The sequence below is a fragment of the Ectothiorhodospira mobilis genome (genome assembly GCF_016584115.1).
Taxonomy (GTDB): Bacteria; Pseudomonadota; Gammaproteobacteria; order Ectothiorhodospirales; family Ectothiorhodospiraceae; genus Ectothiorhodospira; species Ectothiorhodospira mobilis.
In genome coordinates this window covers 89459-106744 of the sequence record NZ_NRSK01000007.1, presented here as the reverse complement: position 1 = coordinate 106744, position 17286 = coordinate 89459, and the positions used below count along the sequence as shown (strand labels likewise).

Here is a 17286-nt window from a genome sequence, read left to right as displayed (position 1 = left end):
GACCAGGAGCAGCAACAGGTCCGTCATCCGGGGCCAGTGGGGCATGAAGGGCATGGGCATGGGACTGGCGCTGATCCTGGGCGGGGACGGTTTCGTGCCGGGATTCCTGCTGGACCGCATCTGGCATCTGATCCTGCCGGTGATCTGCCTGGCCTACGGCGGCTTCGCCTTCCTGGCCAAGCTCACCCGCTCCTCGGTGCTGGAGAACCTGCTCTCGGATTATGCCCGTACCGCCCGGGCCAAGGGGGTGGAGGAGCACGATATCCTCTGGCGCCATGTCCTGCGCAACTCCCTGCTGCCCCTGATCACCGTCTCCGCCACCCTCCTGCCCAGCCTGCTGGCCGGGTCGGTCATCGTCGAGAGCATCTTCTCCATCGACGGCATGGGCAAGCTGGCGGTGGAGGCGGTGCAGACCCGGGACCGGGAGCTGGTGCTGTCGGTGACCCTGATCAGCGGTCTGTTGACCCTGGCCGGGTATCTGCTGGCGGACATCGGCTATGCCATCGCGGATCCGAGGGTGAGCTATGACTGAACCCCTTCCCTCCGGCGGTATCCCGCGTCCGCCCGCGGAACGCCGCAGCTATGCCGCCCAGGTGGCGCGGGAGGTCCTGGCCCGCTGGGGGGCCCGGCTGGGGCTGGCCTGGATCGGGCTGCTGGTGCTGGTGGCCGTCTTCGCCCCCTTCCTGGCCTCCAGCCATCCGTGGCTGGTGGTGCAGGAGGGACGTCTTTCCAGTCCGGTGCTGGCCCACCTGGGGGCGGCGGACCTGGCCCTGCTGGCGGGGTTTGCTGCGGCGGTGGTCATGGCCTTCGTGCGCCACACCTGGAGCAGGCGCCTGGCGGTGGTCCTGGCGGCCCTGCTCCTGGGGGGGGGAGGCGGCGCGCTGTTCCTGTCGCCCCCGGATCTGGTGATCCATGCCCAGTATCGCGAGGCCGAGGCCCGGGGGGCCTACGACTGGGTGCTCCGCGCCCCGGTACCCTATTCCCCCAAGGACTACCTGCGGGACCGGGGGGATACGGGGCTGCAACCGCCCCTGGCGGATCCGGCCCATCCCCACTGGCTGGGCACGGACGTGAACGGGGCCGATGTCCTCTCGCGCATGATCCACGCCACGCGCATCGCCCTGGGCATCGGTTTTGTCGCCACGGGGATCGCCCTGGCCATCGGTGTGGTGGTGGGGGGACTCATGGGGTATTTCTCCGGAGTGGTGGATATGATCGGGATGCGCATCGTGGAGATCTTCGAGGCCATCCCCACCCTGTTTCTGCTGCTTACCTTCGTGGCCTTCTTCGGCCGCAACCTCTACATGATGATGGTCATCATCGGGCTCACCTCCTGGTCGGGCTATGCCCGCTATGTGCGCGCGGAGTTCCTCAAGCTGCGTCAGCAGGACTACGTACAGGCGGCGGTGGCCTGCGGTCTGCCCCTGCGCTCCATCCTCTTTCGCCACATGCTCCCCAACGGCGTCGCCCCCATCCTGGTGGCCGCCAGCTTCGGCGTGGCCTCGGCCATCCTGGCGGAGGCCACGCTGAGCTTCCTGGGCCTGGGGCTGGTGGACGATCCCTCCTGGGGGCAGATGCTCAATCAGGCGGTGCAGTCCTCCACCTTCAACTGGTGGATGGCCCTGTTCCCGGGCGGGGCCATCTTCCTCACGGTGTTCGCCTACAACCTGGTGGGGGAGTCGTTGCGGGATGCCCTGGACCCCTATCTGGACAGGAAGGCCTGAGCCGTGTTGCTGCAAGTGCAGGATCTGCATACCCACCTGAGGAGCGGCGACCACGTGGTACGCGCGGTGCAGGGGGTGAGCTTTGCCATCGACCGGGGGGAGACCTATTGCCTGGTGGGGGAGTCCGGCAGTGGCAAGTCGGTGACCGCCCTGTCGGTCATGCAGCTGCTGCCCCCCGGGATCGCCCGCCATCCGGCGGGAAAGGTGCGCCTTCATTGCCACCAGGGGGGGCAAGGGGAGGGGATGGTGGACCTGCTCACCCTGCCGGAGCCGGACCGGCGCCGCCTGCGGGGATCGTGCATGGGCATGATCTTCCAGGAGCCCATGACCTCCCTGAACCCGGTGTTCCCCGTGGGGGAACAGATCCAGGAGGTGCTGCGGGTCCACCGCCCGGAGCTGGACACTGCCGAGGTCCGGGAGCGGGCGCTGGCGGCCCTGGATCAGGTGGGCATCCCGCAGCCGGCACAGCGGGCGCGGGAATACCCCCACCGCCTCTCCGGCGGCCAGCGCCAGCGGGTGATGATCGCCATGGCCATGGTCTGCGAGCCGGATCTGCTCATCGCCGATGAGCCCACCACCGCCCTGGATGTGACGGTACAGGCCCAGATCCTGCGGCTGATGCAGGACCTGCAGGCCCGCAACGGCATGGCCATGCTCTTCATCAGCCACGATTTCGGCGTGGTGGCCCAGATGGGCCACCGTCTGGGGGTGATGCGCCAGGGCCGGCTGGTGGAGGAGGGTCCGGTGGCCCGGGTCCTGGCGCGCCCGGAGCATCCCTATACCCGTCAGCTCATCGACGCCCTGCCGGAGAACCTGGTGCGGCACCGGCCACCGCCGCCGCCCCGGGCATCGGGACCGGGGGAGGCGCCGTTGCTGCGGCTGCAGGGGCTGCAGGTGCACTATCCGGTGCGCAAGGGGCTTATGCGCCGGGTGGTGGATCGGGTGCGCGCCGTGGACGGCGTGGATCTGGAGATCCCCCGGGGCCGGATCATGGCCCTGGTGGGGGAGTCGGGTTGTGGCAAGACCACCCTGGGGCGGGCCATCCTGCGCCTGGTGGACCCCACCGGCGGGGAGATCCTGTTCGATGGCCATGCCATCGGCCGGTTGCCCGCTTCCGGCCTGCGCCCCTTCCGGCGGCGTATGCAGATCGTCTTCCAGGATCCGGCCTCGTCCCTGAACCCGCGCCTGACCGTCGCCGCCGCCCTGACCGAGCCCATGGCGGTGCACGGCATCGGCGCGGACCGGGAGGCGCGCCTGGCCCGGGCCGCCGAGGTCCTGGCCCAGGTGCAGCTGCCGCAAGAGGCCCTGTGGCGCTACCCCCACGAGTTCTCCGGCGGCCAGCGCCAGCGCATCGGCATCGCCCGCGCCCTGGTGCTGGATCCGGAGTTCATCGTCTGTGACGAGGTGACCAGTGCCCTGGACGTGTCGGTTCAGGCCGAGGTCCTGGGCATCCTGCTGGAACTGACCCGGGTGCGGGGACTGACGCTGCTGTTCATCACCCACGACATCGGCGTGGTGGAATACCTGGGGGATGTCATGGCGGTGATGCAGGACGGCAAGGTGGTGGAGCAGGGGCCGGTGCAGGCGGTGTGTCGCACGCCCCGGCATCCTTACACCGTGCAGCTGCTGGAGGCGGTGCCGCGCATCGGTGACGGGGCCATCGTCCGCGGCTGAGGGCTGCGCTTCAGGGGCGGCGGCGAGCCCCTGACAGGAGCCGGTGATACCAGGTCCGGTGTGCAGGCTCGGCAGCGATCATCACGGAGATGTTGTCCCGTCCGCCGCAGTCGTTGGCCCGGGCGATGAGCCGGGCGGCGAGGGTGTCCGGAGTGTTGCGATGTTGGCGGATCAGGGCCTCGATGGCGTCATCGTCCACCATGTCGCTGAGGCCATCGGAGCAAAGCAGGTACAGATCCCCCGGCTGCAGCCGTTCCTCGCGGGTGTCCACCTGCACGCGGGGCTCGATCCCCAGGGCCCGGGTGAGCAGGTTGCCCCCGGCGGCGGTGCGGGCCTGTTCGGGGGGGCACAGCCCCCGGTCCACCAGTTCCTGAACCAGGGTGTGGTCGCTGGTGAGGCGTTGCAGGCGATCGTTCCGGAAGCGGTAGATGCGTGAGTCGCCCACGTGGGCGAGGAAGACCCGCCCCTTGCGAAACAGGACGACGGCCAGGGTCGTGCCCATGCCGGCGCAGGCGGCGTCCCGCCCCGCCGCCTCGTGGATGCCCCGGTTGGCCCGGATCACCGCCCCGCGCAGGGCCTCCAGGGTGTCATGGCGGCCGCCGCCCGTGTGCGGGAGCGTCTCCTTCAGGGTCTGCAGCATCGTCTCCACGGCCATGCGGCTGGCCACCTCCCCACCGGCATGTCCGCCCATGCCATCCGCCAGTACCAGCAATCCCAGGTGGCCGTCCTCTCCGATGTGGTCCTCGTTGTGCCGGCGGATGCGTCCGGTATCGGTGCCGGCGGCGGTCTGGAGCCTGGGGGGGCGCAGGGGCATGGGGGGCGGACGGGTTGCAGTGGTCGGCCATCAGCATAGCCCCGGCGGAAGGGGGACACCACGGGGAACGGACCGAAGGGTACGCCTGCGGGGTGAAGCGGGGCTCAGGCGGCCCCGGAACCGCGGCGGATGATCAGGGTCTGTCCGGGGTGAAGGGTCTCTTCCTGCTCCAGATCGTTCCAGCGGGCCAGGTCCCGTACGCTGACCCCGTAGTGACGGGCCAGGGCCCAGAGGGTGTCGCCGGGGCGGACGTCATGATGCACGATGCGGTCTTCGCCGCTCCGGGCCGCCTGCATGGGGTCAGGGGCCCTCGCGTCCCCTCCGCCGGGGATGAGCAGGTGTTCGCCGGCCCGGATCAGGTCCCCCTGGATGCCGTTGACCCGCCGCAGGGCCTCCACAGGCAGATCGTAACGGGCGGCGATGCCTCCCAGGTATTCCCCGCGGCGCACCCGGTGGCGGCGCCAGGTGACGCGTTGCCCCGGGTCCAGTTCCGCCAGCCCGGCCCGCAGGGCCGGGGCCCGGTCTGCTGGCACCAGCAGGTGATGCGGCCCTTTGGGCGGCGTCGCCCAGCGGTCCAGCCCGGGATTCAGGGTCCGCAGGGTCTCCAGGTCGATCCCCGCCAGGCGCGCCGCCACCGCCAGTTCGATCTGGCCGCCGGTGCGCACCAGGGTGACCTGGGGACGGTCGGGAACGGGCGGCAGCGACAGTCCGTGGGCCTTCGGGTCGGCCAGCAGCGTGGCAAGGGCCAGCAGGCGCGGCACGTAGTGCCGCGTCTCCCGGGGCAGGTCCAGTTGCCAGTAGTCGCTGGGCCGGCCGCGTGCACGGTTGTGGCGGATGGCCCGGGCCACGGTGCCCTGGCCGGCGTTGTAGGCGGCCAGGGCGAGGAACCAGTCCCCGTCGAAGCGCCGGTGCAGTTGTTCCAGGTAGGTGAGGGCTGCCAACGTGGCGGCATGGACGTCCCGGCGCCCGTCATACCACCAGTTCTGCTTTAGGCCGAAATGGGCCCCCGTGGAGGGGATGAACTGCCAGATCCCGGCGGCATGCCCATGGGACAGGACCTGGGTCCGGTAGCCGCTTTCCACCACCGGCAGCAACAGCAGTTCGGCAGGCAGTCCCCGGCGCTCGATCTCGTCGAGGATGTGGTACAGGAAGGGTTCCGCCCGGACCAGGACCCGCCTGAGGTGGGTGGGGTGTCTGCCGTACCAGTGGATGTACCGGGTCACCCGCGCCCGGTCCTCCTCCCGCGGCAGGGTCATGTGCCGCCGCATCCGCTCCCAAAGGTCCCGGGGCGGGGCCGCGTGGATCTTTGCCGGCGCGGGGGAAGGATCCACGCGCAGGGGTTCCGACACCGGTTCCGCAGGGGGCTCGGCGGGGCGCGCCACCGGGGTACCGCCATCCTCCGGTGCAAAGGGGGGGATGGCGCACCCGGCCAGGAGTAGATACACCCCCGTGCAGGCCGCCCCGGTGACGAGCGTTTTCCTCTTTGGCATGGGCACGGTAGGATAGCGGGGCCCGTGTGGCTGCTCAACCTTGACCGTCGATCCCCCTGCAAGAGGTCGCGCCCCGCTCCATGTCATCCCCCACGCATCCGATCGTGCAGCGCCAGCAGCATCTGCGGGCATGGTATGCGGTCCCGGCGGGGCGGGTGATGCTTGCGGCCATGCGCGCTCACCTGAACCGGTTCGTGCCCCAGATCTTCGGCTACTACGCCCTGCAGATCGGTCACCTGGGCAACGGGGTGGATCTGCTGGAGGGGAGCCGTATCGGTCGCCGTTTCCTCATGGAGGCCCGCCCCGGCCCGGGGGCGCATCTGAGCGCCCTGCCCGAGGCCCTGCCGGTGGCCGCAGACAGCCTGGACCTGATCCTGCTGGCCCATACCCTGGATGGGGCCCTGGACCCCCACCAGGTCCTGCGGGAGGTGGAACGCAGCCTGCGTCCGGAGGGGCATGTCATCATCCTCGGGCTCAATCCCCTGAGCCCGGTGGGGTTATGGCAACGGGTGCCGCCACGCCGCGGTGAGAGCCCCTGGTCCGGGGCCTGTTACAGCACCCGCCGGGTGCGGGAATGGCTGTCCCTTTTGGGATTCGACATCATGGCCCTGGCCCATGCCGGGGTGCGGGCGCCGGAGGGGGGATCGGGCCTGCGGGGGCGGCTGCAGATGATCCAGGGGCTGGGTGGCCGGCGTCTGCCCTACGTGGGGTCGGTCTACATGATCCTGGCCCGCAAGCGGGTCTCCACCCTCACGCCGGTGCGCCCCCGCTGGCGGGCCGCGCGCCCCTGGGTGCCGGGTGGTTTCGTGCGCCCCGTGTGCAGGAGAAGAGAACGTGACTGAGACGCAAGATGTTGAGATCTATACCGACGGGGCCTGCCGCGGCAACCCCGGACCCGGCGGCTGGGGGGCGGTGCTGCGCTATCGCGGGCAGGAGAAGCACCTCAGCGGGGGCGAGGCGGAGACCACCAACAACCGCATGGAACTGATGGCGGCCATCCAGGCCCTGGAGACCCTCAAGCGCCCCTGCCGCGTGGATCTGACCACCGATTCCCAGTATGTGAAAAACGGCGTGAACCAATGGATGGCCAACTGGAAGCGCCGGGGGTGGCGCACGGCCGCCGGGCAGCCGGTGAAGAATCAGGACCTGTGGCAGCGTCTGGACGCGGCGGCCTCGCGCCATCAGGTGTCCTGGCACTGGGTGCGCGGCCATTCGGGCCACCCGCAGAACGAACAGGCGGACCAGCTGGCCAACCAGGCCATCGATGCCCTGCAGGCCGGGTCCAGCGGGTGAGGGGGCGTGGCCTCCCCGGAGCCCCTGATCTGAAGAGCCCTTTGCGCCGAATACCGGAACCATCCCCCCAGACCATGACGATCGATACCCCAGAAGACGATATCCCCGTCCGCCAGGTGGTCCTGGATACGGAAACCACGGGCCTGGAGCCCACCCAGGGCCACCGCATCATCGAGATCGGCTGTGTGGAACTGGTGCGCCGCCGGCCCACGCGCCGGCATTATCACCAATACCTGCAGCCGGACCGGGAGGTGGATGCCGGGGCCGTGGAGGTGCATGGCATCACCAACGAGTTCCTGGCGGACAAGCCCCGTTTCCCGGACGTGGCGGCCACCTTCCTGGAATTCGTCCGCGGGGCGGAGCTGATCATCCACAACGCCCCCTTCGACGTGGGTTTCATCAACCACGAACTGGCCCGGCTGGAAGGGGACTGGGGGCGGCTGGAGGATCATTGCCGGGTCACCGATTCCCTGGCCCTGGCGCGGCAGATGCATCCGGGGCAGCGCAACAGCCTGGACGCCCTGTGCAAGCGCTACGACATCGACAACTCCGGGCGCGATCTGCACGGGGCGCTGCTGGACGCCCGCATCCTGGCGGATGTCTATCTGGCCATGACCGGGGGACAGAAGACCCTCGCCCTGGGGGGCGACGGGGAGACGAGCAGCGCCCAGTCCGGTGCGGAGGGGATCCGTCGCCTGCCGGCGGACCGGCCGCGGCTGGCGGTGATCCGCGCCGATGAGGGGGAGAGGGCCGCCCACACCCGGGTGCTGGAGCGCCTGGGCTGCGCCGAGCCCTGGTGAGAGGCACCCGCCTTCAGTGGGTCTTGAGGGTGCGGGCCTTCTCCCGCTGCCAGTCCCGTTCCTTCTCCACGGCCCGCTTGTCGTGGGCCTTCTTGCCCTTGGCCAGACCCACCTCCAGCTTGGCCCGGCCCCGCTTCCAGTAGAGGGCCAGGGGCACCAGGGTGTAGCCGCGGCGCTCCACCAGCCCGATGAGCTTGCTCAGTTCCTCGCCATGGAGCAGGAGCTTGCGGGTGCGCGTGGGGTCCGGGGAAATGTGGGTGGAGGCCGTGGGCAGCGGGGTGATATGGGCCCCCAGCAGCCAGGCCTCCCCCTTCTTGATGAGGACGTAGCTCTCGCTCAACTGGGCACGGCCCGCCCGCAGGCTCTTGACCTCCCAGCCCTCCAGGGACAGACCGGCCTCGTAGCGATCCTCGATGAAGTAATCGTGGCGTGCCTTCTTGTTGAGGGCGATGGTGCTGCCGCCGCCCGTATTCTTCGCTTTCTTGCTCATGGGGCCATTGTACTTTGGACCCTGAAAGCAAAGCCATCCGCAAAGGGGGCAACGGGGGGCGGGGCGTTCAGGCGTTGAGACCGGGGCGGAATTTCCTCAGAATGTCGCGGTCATTCGGAGGATGCCCATGAGAAAAGAAACCTCGATCCATGGCCAGTGGTCGTCGAAACTGGCCTTCGTGCTGGCGGCCACCGGGTCTGCGGTGGGCCTGGGGAACATCTGGCGCTTCCCTTATATCACCGGCGAGAACGGCGGCGGGGCCTTTGTACTGGTCTACCTGCTGTGCATCCTGCTCATCGGCCTGCCGGTGATGATCGGGGAGATCCTCCTGGGCCGGCGCGGCCGCCAGAGCCCCATCAATACCATGGCCAGCCTGTCCCACGAGGAGGGGCTGAGCCGCGCCTGGGGGATGATCGGCTGGCTCGGCGTGGCGGCGGCCTTCATGATCCTCTCCTTCTACAGCGTCATCGCCGGCTGGTCCCTGTCCTATGTCTTTCGCACCGCCGCCGGGGTCTTCTCGGGCCTGGATGTGGAGGGTGTGCGTGGGGTCTTCGAGGGGCTGGTTTCGGATCCGGAACGTCTGCTGGCCTGGCATACCGTGTTCATGGTGATGAACGTGCTGGTTGTGTCCCGGGGTGTGCGTTCGGGTCTGGAGCAGGCGGTGAAATTCCTTATGCCGGCCCTGCTGGGGCTGCTGCTGGTGCTGGTGGTCTATGCCGTCTCCATCGGCCACTTCGGCGAGGGCATGCGCTTCCTCTTTGCTCCGGACTTCAGCAAGATCAGCGGCGAGGTGGTGCTTATGGCCATGGGCCAGGCCTTCTTCACCCTGAGCCTGGGCATGGGGGCCATCATGATCTATGGCTCCTATCTCAGCTCCCGGGCCTCCATCATGCGCACCTCGGCCACCGTGGTCTCGGCGGATACCCTGGTGGCCATCCTCGCCGGGGTGGCCATCTTTCCCATCGTCTTCGCCAGCGGTCTGCAGCCGGACGAGGGGCCCGGCCTGATCTTCGTCACCCTGCCCATGGCCTTCTCCGGGATGCCCGGGGGGGTGATCTTCGGCACCCTGTTCTTCCTGCTCCTGGTGATGGCCGCCTGGACCTCCTCCATCTCCCTCATGGAGCCGGCGGTGGCCTGGCTGGTGGAGAACCGGGACATGGAACGGGTCAGGGCCTCGGTCATCGTTGGCCTCGTGGCCTGGATCCTGGGCATCGGCACGGTGCTGTCCTTTAATCTCTGGTCCTCGCCCATCGGTTTCCAGCTGGACCTGGGGGGTGAGGAGCCGGTCTTCATCGGCGGCACCATCTTCTCCATGATGGATTACCTCACCTCCAACGTCCTGCTGCCCCTGGGCGGGCTGTTCATCGCCCTGTTCGTGGGCTGGCGCATGACGCGCCGTTCGGTCCAGGACGAGCTGGGGGCGGGCACGGGCCTGCTGTTCCGCGGTTGGTATGCCGTCTTGCGATTCGTGGCGCCGGTGGGCATCCTGCTGGTGTTCCTCAACGCCGTGAATCTCATCTAGCCCGGGGCCAGCCATGTCCTCCATCAGTCGTCAGGCGGTGGTGCCCTACACCCCGCAGGAGATGTTCGATCTGGTGAACGATGTCGAGTCCTACCCCCGCTTCCTGCCGGGGTGCCGTTCCGCCGCGGTGCTGGAGCGCGGCGACGACGAGGTCAAGGCCAGCGTGGAACTGGCCAAGGGGGCGGTGCGCAAGTCCTTCACCACCCGTAACCGGCTGCAACGGCACAAGATGATCGAGATGCGGCTGGTGGAGGGCCCCTTCCGGCAACTGGAGGGATTCTGGCGCTTCGATACCCTGGAGGACGGCCGCACCCGGGTCGCCCTGGATCTGGATTTCGAGTTCTCCAGCCGTCTGGTACGTGCGGTGGTGGGTCCGGTGTTCCATCAGGTGGCCAACAGCCTGGTGGACGCCTTCGTCCGGCGTGCACGGGAGGTCTACGGTGTCCGGTGACCAGGAAAACGATCTGCAGATAGAGGTGGCCTACGCCAAGCCCGACGATCAGGCGGTGCTGGAGGTGACGCTGCCCGCCGGGGCCACGGTGGAGGAGGCCATCCGCGCCTCGGGGATCCTGGAGCGCTTCCCGGAGATCGATCTGTCCACCAACAAGGTGGGGATCTATGGGAAGCTCACCCGGCTCGATGCCCCGTTGCGGGACCGGGACCGGGTGGAGATCTATCGCCCCCTGATCGCCGATCCCCGGGCGGCCCGGCGCCGCCGGGCCGCGGGCAGCGCCTGAACCGGCCCCGGCCTTCCCCTTATCCCTGTTCCCGCCTGCGGATGGCCTCCACGCGGCCGTCCTGGAAGTGCACCGTCACCCGGCGGCGTTCTGTCTGGCCGTCCCCCCGTTTCAGGTAGTACACATAGTCCCAGCGCTCGCCGCCGTGGAAGGGGTCCTGCAGCAGGGGTTCCCCCAGGAGGAAGCGCACCTGTCCCGGTGTCATCCCGCGGCGCAACTGATCCACCCGCTCCTGCTCCAGGGCATTGCCCTGCTGGATGTCCAGGCGGTGTACGGTCAGCAGGTTTGATCCGCATCCATGCAGCAGGCCGAAAACGAGAGTAGAATAAAGAATGAGTCTTGCCATGATTGCGTCCGAAAAGCGGCGGTGAGTTGCAAGATGGGTGATCAGCCACACATTCTGTCGCGGGCGATTCTACACTAGGGAGCGGTGGGATCCCGCCTGGAGTCTGCATTTCCATGGAAACCCAAGAACTGAAAAAGGCCGGACTCAAGGTGACCCTGCCGCGGGTGAAGATCCTGGAGATCCTGGAGCGGGCAGAGGATCATCACCTCAGCGCGGAGATGATCTACCGGCAGTTGCTGGAGGCCGGAGAGGAGATCGGGCTGGCCACCGTCTACCGGGTGTTGACCCAGTTCGAGGGGGCGGGCCTGGTGAACCGGCACCACTTCGAAGGCAATCAGGCGGTCTTCGAACTGGAGCGGGGAGGGCATCACGATCACATCGTCTGCGTCAAGTGCGGCCGGGTGGAGGAGTTCGTGGACCCGGTGATCGAGGAACGCCAGCGGGCCATCGCCGAGGAGCGGGGCTTTCACATCAAGGACCATGCCCTGATCATCTACGGCGAATGCAAGGACGAGGCCTGCCCCTACGATACGGAGGCGGGGGAGGACGACGACTGACCCCCGTCGCCCTCCACGGCCCGTTCCATCATCTCCCGGGCATGGGCCAGGGTCTGGCGGGTGATCTGCAATCCGCCCAGCATGCGTGCCAGTTCCTCCACCCTCTGCTCCCGTTCCAGGGGGCGGATGTGGGTCTCGGTATGGTCCCGACCCTTCTCCTTGCTGACCTGCAGGTGATGATGCCCCTGGGCGGCCACCTGGGGCAGGTGGGTGACGCACAGGACCTGGCGGTGGCCCCCCAGGGCGCGTAGCTGGCGCCCCACCACCTCGGCGACACCACCGCCGATGCCCGTGTCCACCTCGTCGAAGATCAGGGTGGCGGTGGGCAGGGCGCGGGCGGCGATCATCTGGATGGCCAGGCTGATGCGCGAGAGTTCCCCCCCGGAGGCCACCCGGGCCAGGGGCTGCAGGGGCTGCCCGGGGTTGGCGCTGATGCGGAAGGTGATCTCGTCCGTCCCCTGGGGGGTGAGGCGGGCCTCCTGCGTCGGTTCCACGGTGCATTCGAATCGCCCCCCCTCCATGCCCAGGGCCTGCATCGCCCGGGTGACCGCCTCGGAGAAGGTTCCGGCGGCGGTGCGCCGGGACTGGCTGAGGGCATCGGCCGCCTCGCGGCAGGCCTCCAGGGCCTTGGCCGTTTCCTGTTCCAGGGAGGCCAGGTCCCCGGTGTCCCCCTCCAGGGTCTCCAGCTCAGCGGTCAGGGTCTCCCGCACCTGTGGCAGTGCCTCCGGTTCCACCCGGTGTTTGCGGGCCAGGTCCTGGAATGCGGCCATGCGCCCTTCCACGTAGTGCAGCCGCGCCGGGTCCGCCTCCAGGCCATCGGCATAGCGGCGTAAACTGTCGCAGGCCTCGCGGATCTGGATCTGGGCGCTGGTGAGCAGTTGGCGGGGTTCGTCCAGGCGGTGATCCAGCCCCTGCAGTTGTTCCAGTTCGCTGCAGGTGTGCCCCAGGCTGGATTCGACGCTGCCATCCGCCGCATACAGGGCCTGGTAGGCGGTCTCCGCCACCTCCAGGAGGCGGCCGGTGTGGGCCAGGCGGTGGTGCTCCTCCTCCAGTTGCTGCCATTCCCCCGGGGCGGGATCCAGGCTGTCCAGTTCCTCCACCTGGAAGCGGAGCAGTTCCTGGCGGGCCTCCCGGGCCTCCTGTTCGCCGCTCAGGTCTTCCAGTCGCCTGTGGAGGTGTTGCCAGTGGGCGTGGGTCCCGGCCATGGCCTGTACCCGGTCCGGGTGATCGGCGTAGTCATCCAGGATGCGTCGCTGCACCTCCCGGCGCATGAGGGACTGGTGGGCATGCTGGCCGTGGATGTCCACCAGCATCTCCCCCAGGGTGCGCAGGGATTGCAGGGTGGTGGGGGAGCCGTTGATCCAGGCCCGGCTGCGGCCGTCCCGGCCCACCACCCGGCGCAGCAGGCATTCCTGGTCGTCCATCCCCTGTTCCCGCAGCCAGTGTGCGGCCGCCGCCTCGCCGGTGATGTCCATCTGCACGCTCACCTCGGCGCGCCCGGCCCCGGGGCGCACCACCGACGGGTCCGCCCGGTCCCCCAGCACCAGCCCCAGGGCGTCCACGAGGATGGACTTGCCAGCCCCGGTCTCGCCGGTGAGGACGGTCATGCCGGGGGCAAGCTCCAGGGAGAGCTCATCGATGATGGCGAAATCGCGGATGTGGATGTGGGTGAGCATGGCGCTGTGGGCTCGCTCTCATGGGTCCGGGTAGGGATGGCTGCCGTGCGGGACGAGGCCCGGCCCCCTGTGCCGGCTGCGGACGGTCATGCTGCCTCCCCGGAGGGGGTCCAGTCCAGTTCCAGCTGGCGGGGGCCGGTCCGGGGCGTACGGGTCAGTCCCGAGACCCGAACCCCCAGCAGCCGCAGCCGCTCCCCCGGGGCGGCGCGGCGCAGACATTCACCGGCGGCACGGCGGATCCGCTGCGGGTCGCGGGTGGGCTCCGGGAGGGTGAGGTCGCGGGTGAGGGTGCGAAAGTCCGGGTAACGCAGCTTCACCCCGATGGTCCGGCCCCAGACCCCCTTGCGTTCCAGGTCCACCGCCACGCGCCGGCACAGGTGGGCGAAGGTGCGGTTCAGTTGTTGGCGGTCGTGACACGGGTGCAGGTCCCGCTCGAAGGTGGTCTCCCGGCTCACGGAGCGGGGGTCCGTGCGGGTCAGCACCGGGGTGTCGTCGATGCCGTGGGCGGCGCGCCGCAGGAAATCCCCGTAGCGGGTGCCGAAGTGCCGATGCAGCCACTGTGGCGCACAGGCGGCCAGCTCCCCCAGGGTATGCACCCCCAGCTGCGCCAGGCGCTGGGTGGCCTTGGGGCCGATGCCGTTGACCTTGCCCACCGGCAGGGGGTGGATGCGATCGGGGATCTCCCGGGCCGTCAGCAGCGTCAGCCCGTCGGGCTTGTCCAGGTCCGAGCACAGCTTGGCCAGCAGCCGGTTGGGGGCGATGCCGATGGAGCAGGTGAGCCCGGTGGCCTGCCATACCGCCGCCTTGATGCGCTGCGCCAGATCCGCAGACGCTCCGGGGACGGCGCTGAGGTCGATGAAGATCTCGTCGATGCCCCGGTCCTCGATGCAGGGGGCGATGCCGGCGACGGCGGCCTTGAAGCGCCGGGAGACGGCCCGGTAGGCCTCGAAATCCGGCGCCAGCAGCAAGGCGTCGGGGGCCCGCCGCGCCGCCTGCATGAGCCCCATGCCCGAGGTCACCCCCAGGGCGCGGGCCTCGTAGGTGGCGGTGGTGACCACGCCGCGCCCGGTGTATGCCCCCAGACGGCGCAACTCGCCCGCCGGGGCGCGCCCGCCGATCACCAGCGGCAGACCCGCCAGCTCCGGACGATGCAGCCGTTCCACGGAGGCATAGAAGGCGTCCATGTCCAGGTGGGCGATGCGGCGCTGCGGCGGGTGCATGCGTTCAGGCTCCGATCCTCCCGCGGGTGGCGCCGTTGAAGGTGCGGCGCACTGCGGGTCGATGAACTGTTTTTATTTTCAGTAATCCGTTCCTTCGTGTCCAGTGCCGGGTCCGCGGCCGGCCTCAGGGCTGTTCCCCCCAGCCCAGTTTCACCCGCAGGATCTGCAGGTAGTCGTACCCCGGGGGATGGATCAGGCGCAGCTTGTGCGGCTTGCTGCGGATGACGATGCGGTCCAGGGGCTCCATGTCGATGGTGTCCTGCCCGTCCAGGGCCGCCTGTGCCCGGGTGCGGCTGTTCTCGTTCACGGCGATCTCCACGCGGCTGCCGGCGGGGACCACCAGGGGGCGGTGGCTGAGGCCGTGGGGGCAGATGGGCACCAGCACCACCGCGTCCAGGTCCGGGGTCAGGATGGGGCCGCCGCCGGAGAGGGCGTAGGCCGTGGAGCCGGTGGGGGTGGCCACCACCATGCCGTCGGCCCGCTGGGTGTGGACAAAACGCCCGTCGATCCAGGTGTCGAATTCGATCATGCGCACCACGTCGCGGATATGCAGGACCACGTCGTTGAGGGCATCCCCACGGGCCACTTCGTGTTCCCCCCGCATCACCCGGGCGTGGAGCATGCGGCGGTGGTCCTCCATGTAGTGCCCCGAGAGGATCTCGTCCAGCCGGCCCAGCATCTCCTGGGGGGAGACATCCACGAGGAAGCCCAGCCTGCCGGCGTTGATCCCCAGGAGGGGGACGCCGTGGTCCACCAGGGTGCGGGCGGCGGCGAGGAAGGTGCCGTCCCCCCCCACCACGATGGCCAGGTCCGCCTCCCGGGCGATGTCCTGCCGCTCTGCCGCCTCGCCGTCCGGGATGCCCCGGATCTGCTCCACCGTGGTGCGGTCCAGGAGGAGCCGCCGCCGGTGGTGGCGCAGGTGGGCGATGAGGGTGCGCAGGATGTCCGCCAGGCGGGTGTCCGTCGTCTTGGCGATGATGCCGATGGTGTCGAAATGCTCTGCCATGGGGGGATTATGGTGTAAACCTGTCGTCGAGTGTATGGCAGCGGAGCCGGGACTTTCTTGACAGTTTATGGGTGCTGTGTACCATGCACGACTGGCACTCCACGCCCGAGAGTGCCAAGGTGGCACCATGAGTCGATCCCAACGCACCAATGAAACGCCCCTCAACGACCGCGCCCGCCGGTTGCTGCGGGCGCTGGTGGAGAACTATGTCCAGGACGGGCAGCCGGTGGGGTCGCGCACCCTGGCGCGCACCTGCGGGCTGGACCTGAGCCCCGCCTCCATCCGCAACGTCATGTCGGACCTGGAGGAGATGGGGCTGGTGAGCTCCCCCCACACCTCGGCAGGGCGGGTGCCCACCCCCCGGGGGTACCGCCTCTTCGTGGATTCGCTGCTGGAGGTCAAACCCCTGGACAGTCACGAGGTGCGCCTGCTCAAGGAGCGCCTGAGTCCGGACATGGATACCCGCACCCTGGTGGAGTCCGCCTCGGACCTGCTCTCGGCGGTGACCCAGATGGCGGGCATGGTGCGGGTGCCCAAGCGGGATCATGCCGCCCTGTGTCAGATCGAGTTCCTCAAGCTCTCCGGGCGCCAGGTACTGGCCATCCTGGTGATGAACAAGAACGAGGTGCAGAACCGCATCCTGCAGCTGGACCGGGACTATACCCACAGCGAGCTGCAGCAGATGGCCAACTACCTCAACGAGCATCTGGCGGGACTGGACCTGCGCCAGGCGCGGGAGCAGATCCTGCGGGAGATGAAGGCGGTGCGCGAGCACATGAACACCCTCATGCTCGCCGCCATCCAACTGGGGGAGCGGGCCTTCAGCGACGAGGACCGGGAAGAACAGGTGGTGTTCACCGGCCAGACCCATCTCATGGGCTACGCCGAACTCTCCAGCGTGGACAAGCTGCGCAACCTCTTCGAGGCCTTCAACCAGAAGCGGGACCTGCTCGGCCTGCTGGACAACTGCATCCATGCCCAGGGGGTGCAGATCTTCATCGGCCAGGAATCGGGCCACGAGGTGCTGGACGACTGCAGCGTCGTTACCGCTCCTTACCAGGTGGATGGCCAGGTACTGGGGGTGCTGGGGGTGATCGGCCCCACGCGCATGGCCTATGAGCGCGTCATCCCCGTGGTGGATGTCACCGCCAAGCTCCTGGGCGCGGCCTTGAATTCCAGGAATTGAATCCCACATAGGGGGTATCGGGGCAGGCCGGCGGACCGCGCCGGACGCCGGCCCTTTGCCGCATGATTCACGCACAGCCGATCGGAGTTTTCCATGGCGAACGAGGAACAGACCGAACGCAATCCGGCCCCGGAGGCCCCCGAGGACGGCCAGGAGCCGCAGCAGGCGGAATTCAATCCCGCCACCCTGCTCAAGCAGCTGGAGGAGGCCCAGAACGAGGCCCGGGAGCACTGGGACAAGCTGGTGCGCGCCCAGGCGGAGCTGGAGAACCTGCGCAAGCGCATGAAGAAGGACGTGGAGCACGCCCACAAGTATGCGCTGGAGAAATTCGCCAATGAGCTCCTGCCTGTGCGCGACAGCCTGGAGATGGGCGTGGACGCCGCCCAGGGGGAAACCGATGTGGAGAAGATCCGCGAGGGCACGGAACTGACCCTGAAGATGCTCACGCAGGTGATGGAGAAGCAGGGGATCCAGGAGGTGATGCCCGAGGGGGAACGCTTCGATCCGGAGCGCCACCAGGCCATGTCCATGCAGGAGAATGCCGAGCTGGAGCCCAACACGGTCATGACCGTGCTGCAGAAGGGTTATCTGCTCAACGACCGCCTGCTGCGCCCCGCCATGGTGATCGTCAGCCGCGCCCCGTCGGGGGACGGCCAGGCGGGCGGGGAGGGGCAGGGGGGTTGAAAACCACCGCTTCGCCCCCCACCTCTGCGACAGGTCCGGAAGCATTCCGTCATTGATTTGAAATTCA

The 17286-nt window shown here is 68.8% G+C and carries 19 protein-coding genes; 12 read left to right on the top strand and 7 right to left on the bottom strand.

Features of this window, described 5'->3' with window-relative positions; genetic code table 11:
• The 3 genes from CKO33_RS04955 to CKO33_RS04945 form a co-directional block, all read left to right on the top strand.
• Positions 1-532 (top strand): ABC transporter permease (locus CKO33_RS04955; protein ID WP_200179913.1); only part of this gene is annotated, 532 nt, incomplete at its 5' end.
• A complete protein-coding gene (locus CKO33_RS04950) occupies positions 525-1724 on the top strand; it encodes an ABC transporter permease (protein WP_200179912.1) in 1200 nt (399 codons plus the stop codon). The genes CKO33_RS04955 and CKO33_RS04950, both read left to right, overlap by 8 nt.
• 6 nt (positions 1725-1730) lie before the next feature.
• Complete coding sequence (locus CKO33_RS04945) at positions 1731-3398, top strand: ABC transporter ATP-binding protein (RefSeq protein WP_200179921.1); 1668 nt, start codon at positions 1731-1733, stop codon at positions 3396-3398.
• 10 nt (positions 3399-3408) lie between these two features.
• Here CKO33_RS04945 and CKO33_RS04940 read toward each other — a convergent pair whose 3' ends face one another.
• Together CKO33_RS04940 and CKO33_RS04935 are read right to left on the bottom strand one after the other, a co-directional pair.
• Positions 3409-4212, bottom strand: a complete 804-nt coding sequence (locus CKO33_RS04940; RefSeq protein WP_200179911.1) for a Stp1/IreP family PP2C-type Ser/Thr phosphatase — start codon at positions 4210-4212, stop codon at positions 3409-3411.
• A 104-nt stretch (positions 4213-4316) separates the two neighbouring features.
• Positions 4317-5468, bottom strand: a complete 1152-nt coding sequence (locus tag CKO33_RS04935) for a LysM peptidoglycan-binding domain-containing protein (RefSeq protein WP_242472469.1) — start codon at positions 5466-5468, stop codon at positions 4317-4319.
• A gap of 314 nt (positions 5469-5782) precedes the next feature.
• Here CKO33_RS04935 and CKO33_RS04930 point away from each other — a divergent pair, with 314 nt between their 5' ends.
• The 3 genes from CKO33_RS04930 to dnaQ all read left to right on the top strand — a co-directional run bounded on the left by CKO33_RS04930 (position 5783) and on the right by dnaQ (position 7795).
• Entirely contained in the window at positions 5783-6544 is a 762-nt protein-coding gene (locus tag CKO33_RS04930) for a methyltransferase domain-containing protein (RefSeq protein WP_200179909.1), read from the top strand.
• Entirely contained in the window at positions 6537-6995 is a 459-nt protein-coding gene (gene rnhA, locus CKO33_RS04925) for a ribonuclease HI (protein WP_200179908.1), read from the top strand. The genes CKO33_RS04930 and rnhA overlap by 8 nt, the downstream gene beginning before the upstream one ends.
• A 74-nt stretch (positions 6996-7069) precedes the next feature.
• Entirely contained in the window at positions 7070-7795 is a 726-nt protein-coding gene (gene dnaQ / locus CKO33_RS04920; RefSeq protein ID WP_200179906.1) for a DNA polymerase III subunit epsilon, read from the top strand.
• 13 nt (positions 7796-7808) lie between these two features.
• Here the strand turns inward: dnaQ and smpB are convergent, their stop codons facing one another.
• Complete coding sequence (gene smpB, locus CKO33_RS04915) at positions 7809-8285, bottom strand: SsrA-binding protein SmpB (RefSeq protein ID WP_200179904.1); 477 nt, start codon at positions 8283-8285, stop codon at positions 7809-7811.
• A gap of 127 nt (positions 8286-8412) precedes the next feature.
• On the opposite strand from smpB, the gene CKO33_RS04910 reads away from it, so the two are divergent.
• Genes CKO33_RS04910 through CKO33_RS04900 form a run of 3 tightly spaced genes read left to right on the top strand, consistent with a single transcriptional unit; the run spans position 8413 to position 10544 of the window.
• Positions 8413-9807, top strand: a complete 1395-nt coding sequence (locus CKO33_RS04910) for a sodium-dependent transporter (protein ID WP_200179898.1) — start codon at positions 8413-8415, stop codon at positions 9805-9807.
• A 13-nt stretch (positions 9808-9820) separates the two neighbouring features.
• Entirely contained in the window at positions 9821-10258 is a 438-nt protein-coding gene (locus CKO33_RS04905; RefSeq protein ID WP_200179896.1) for a type II toxin-antitoxin system RatA family toxin, read from the top strand.
• Positions 10248-10544 (top strand): RnfH family protein, encoded by a 297-nt coding sequence (locus CKO33_RS04900; protein WP_200179895.1) that lies wholly within the window; start codon positions 10248-10250, stop codon positions 10542-10544. The genes CKO33_RS04905 and CKO33_RS04900 overlap by 11 nt, the downstream gene beginning before the upstream one ends.
• A 19-nt stretch (positions 10545-10563) precedes the next feature.
• Here CKO33_RS04900 and CKO33_RS04895 read toward each other — a convergent pair whose 3' ends face one another.
• Entirely contained in the window at positions 10564-10890 is a 327-nt protein-coding gene (locus tag CKO33_RS04895; RefSeq protein ID WP_200179892.1) for an outer membrane protein assembly factor BamE, read from the bottom strand.
• Between the two features lie 113 nt (positions 10891-11003).
• Between CKO33_RS04895 and fur the strand changes: the two genes are divergently transcribed.
• Positions 11004-11447 (top strand): ferric iron uptake transcriptional regulator, encoded by a 444-nt coding sequence (gene fur, locus CKO33_RS04890; protein ID WP_200179890.1) that lies wholly within the window; start codon positions 11004-11006, stop codon positions 11445-11447.
• Here the strand turns inward: fur and recN are convergent.
• From recN to CKO33_RS04875, 3 genes are all read right to left on the bottom strand, one after another.
• On the bottom strand, positions 11414-13123 hold the full coding sequence (gene recN / locus CKO33_RS04885) for a DNA repair protein RecN (protein ID WP_200179888.1): 1710 nt from the start codon (positions 13121-13123) through the stop codon (positions 11414-11416). The genes fur and recN overlap by 34 nt on opposite strands.
• 86 nt (positions 13124-13209) lie before the next feature.
• Positions 13210-14343 (bottom strand): DNA polymerase IV, encoded by a 1134-nt coding sequence (dinB, locus tag CKO33_RS04880; protein WP_200179886.1) that lies wholly within the window; start codon positions 14341-14343, stop codon positions 13210-13212.
• 124 nt (positions 14344-14467) lie between these two features.
• The gene (locus CKO33_RS04875) at positions 14468-15349 is read right to left on the bottom strand and encodes an NAD(+) kinase (RefSeq protein WP_200179878.1); all 882 of its coding nucleotides are present in this window, start codon (positions 15347-15349) and stop codon (positions 14468-14470) included.
• Positions 15350-15476: 127 nt separating this feature from the next.
• Between CKO33_RS04875 and hrcA the strand changes: the two genes are divergently transcribed.
• A complete protein-coding gene (hrcA, locus tag CKO33_RS04870; protein ID WP_200179877.1) occupies positions 15477-16535 on the top strand; it encodes a heat-inducible transcriptional repressor HrcA in 1059 nt (352 codons plus the stop codon).
• Between the two features lie 93 nt (positions 16536-16628).
• On the top strand, positions 16629-17219 hold the full coding sequence (grpE, locus tag CKO33_RS04865) for a nucleotide exchange factor GrpE (RefSeq protein ID WP_200179875.1): 591 nt from the start codon (positions 16629-16631) through the stop codon (positions 17217-17219).
• Positions 17220-17286: the final 67 nt, after the last annotated feature.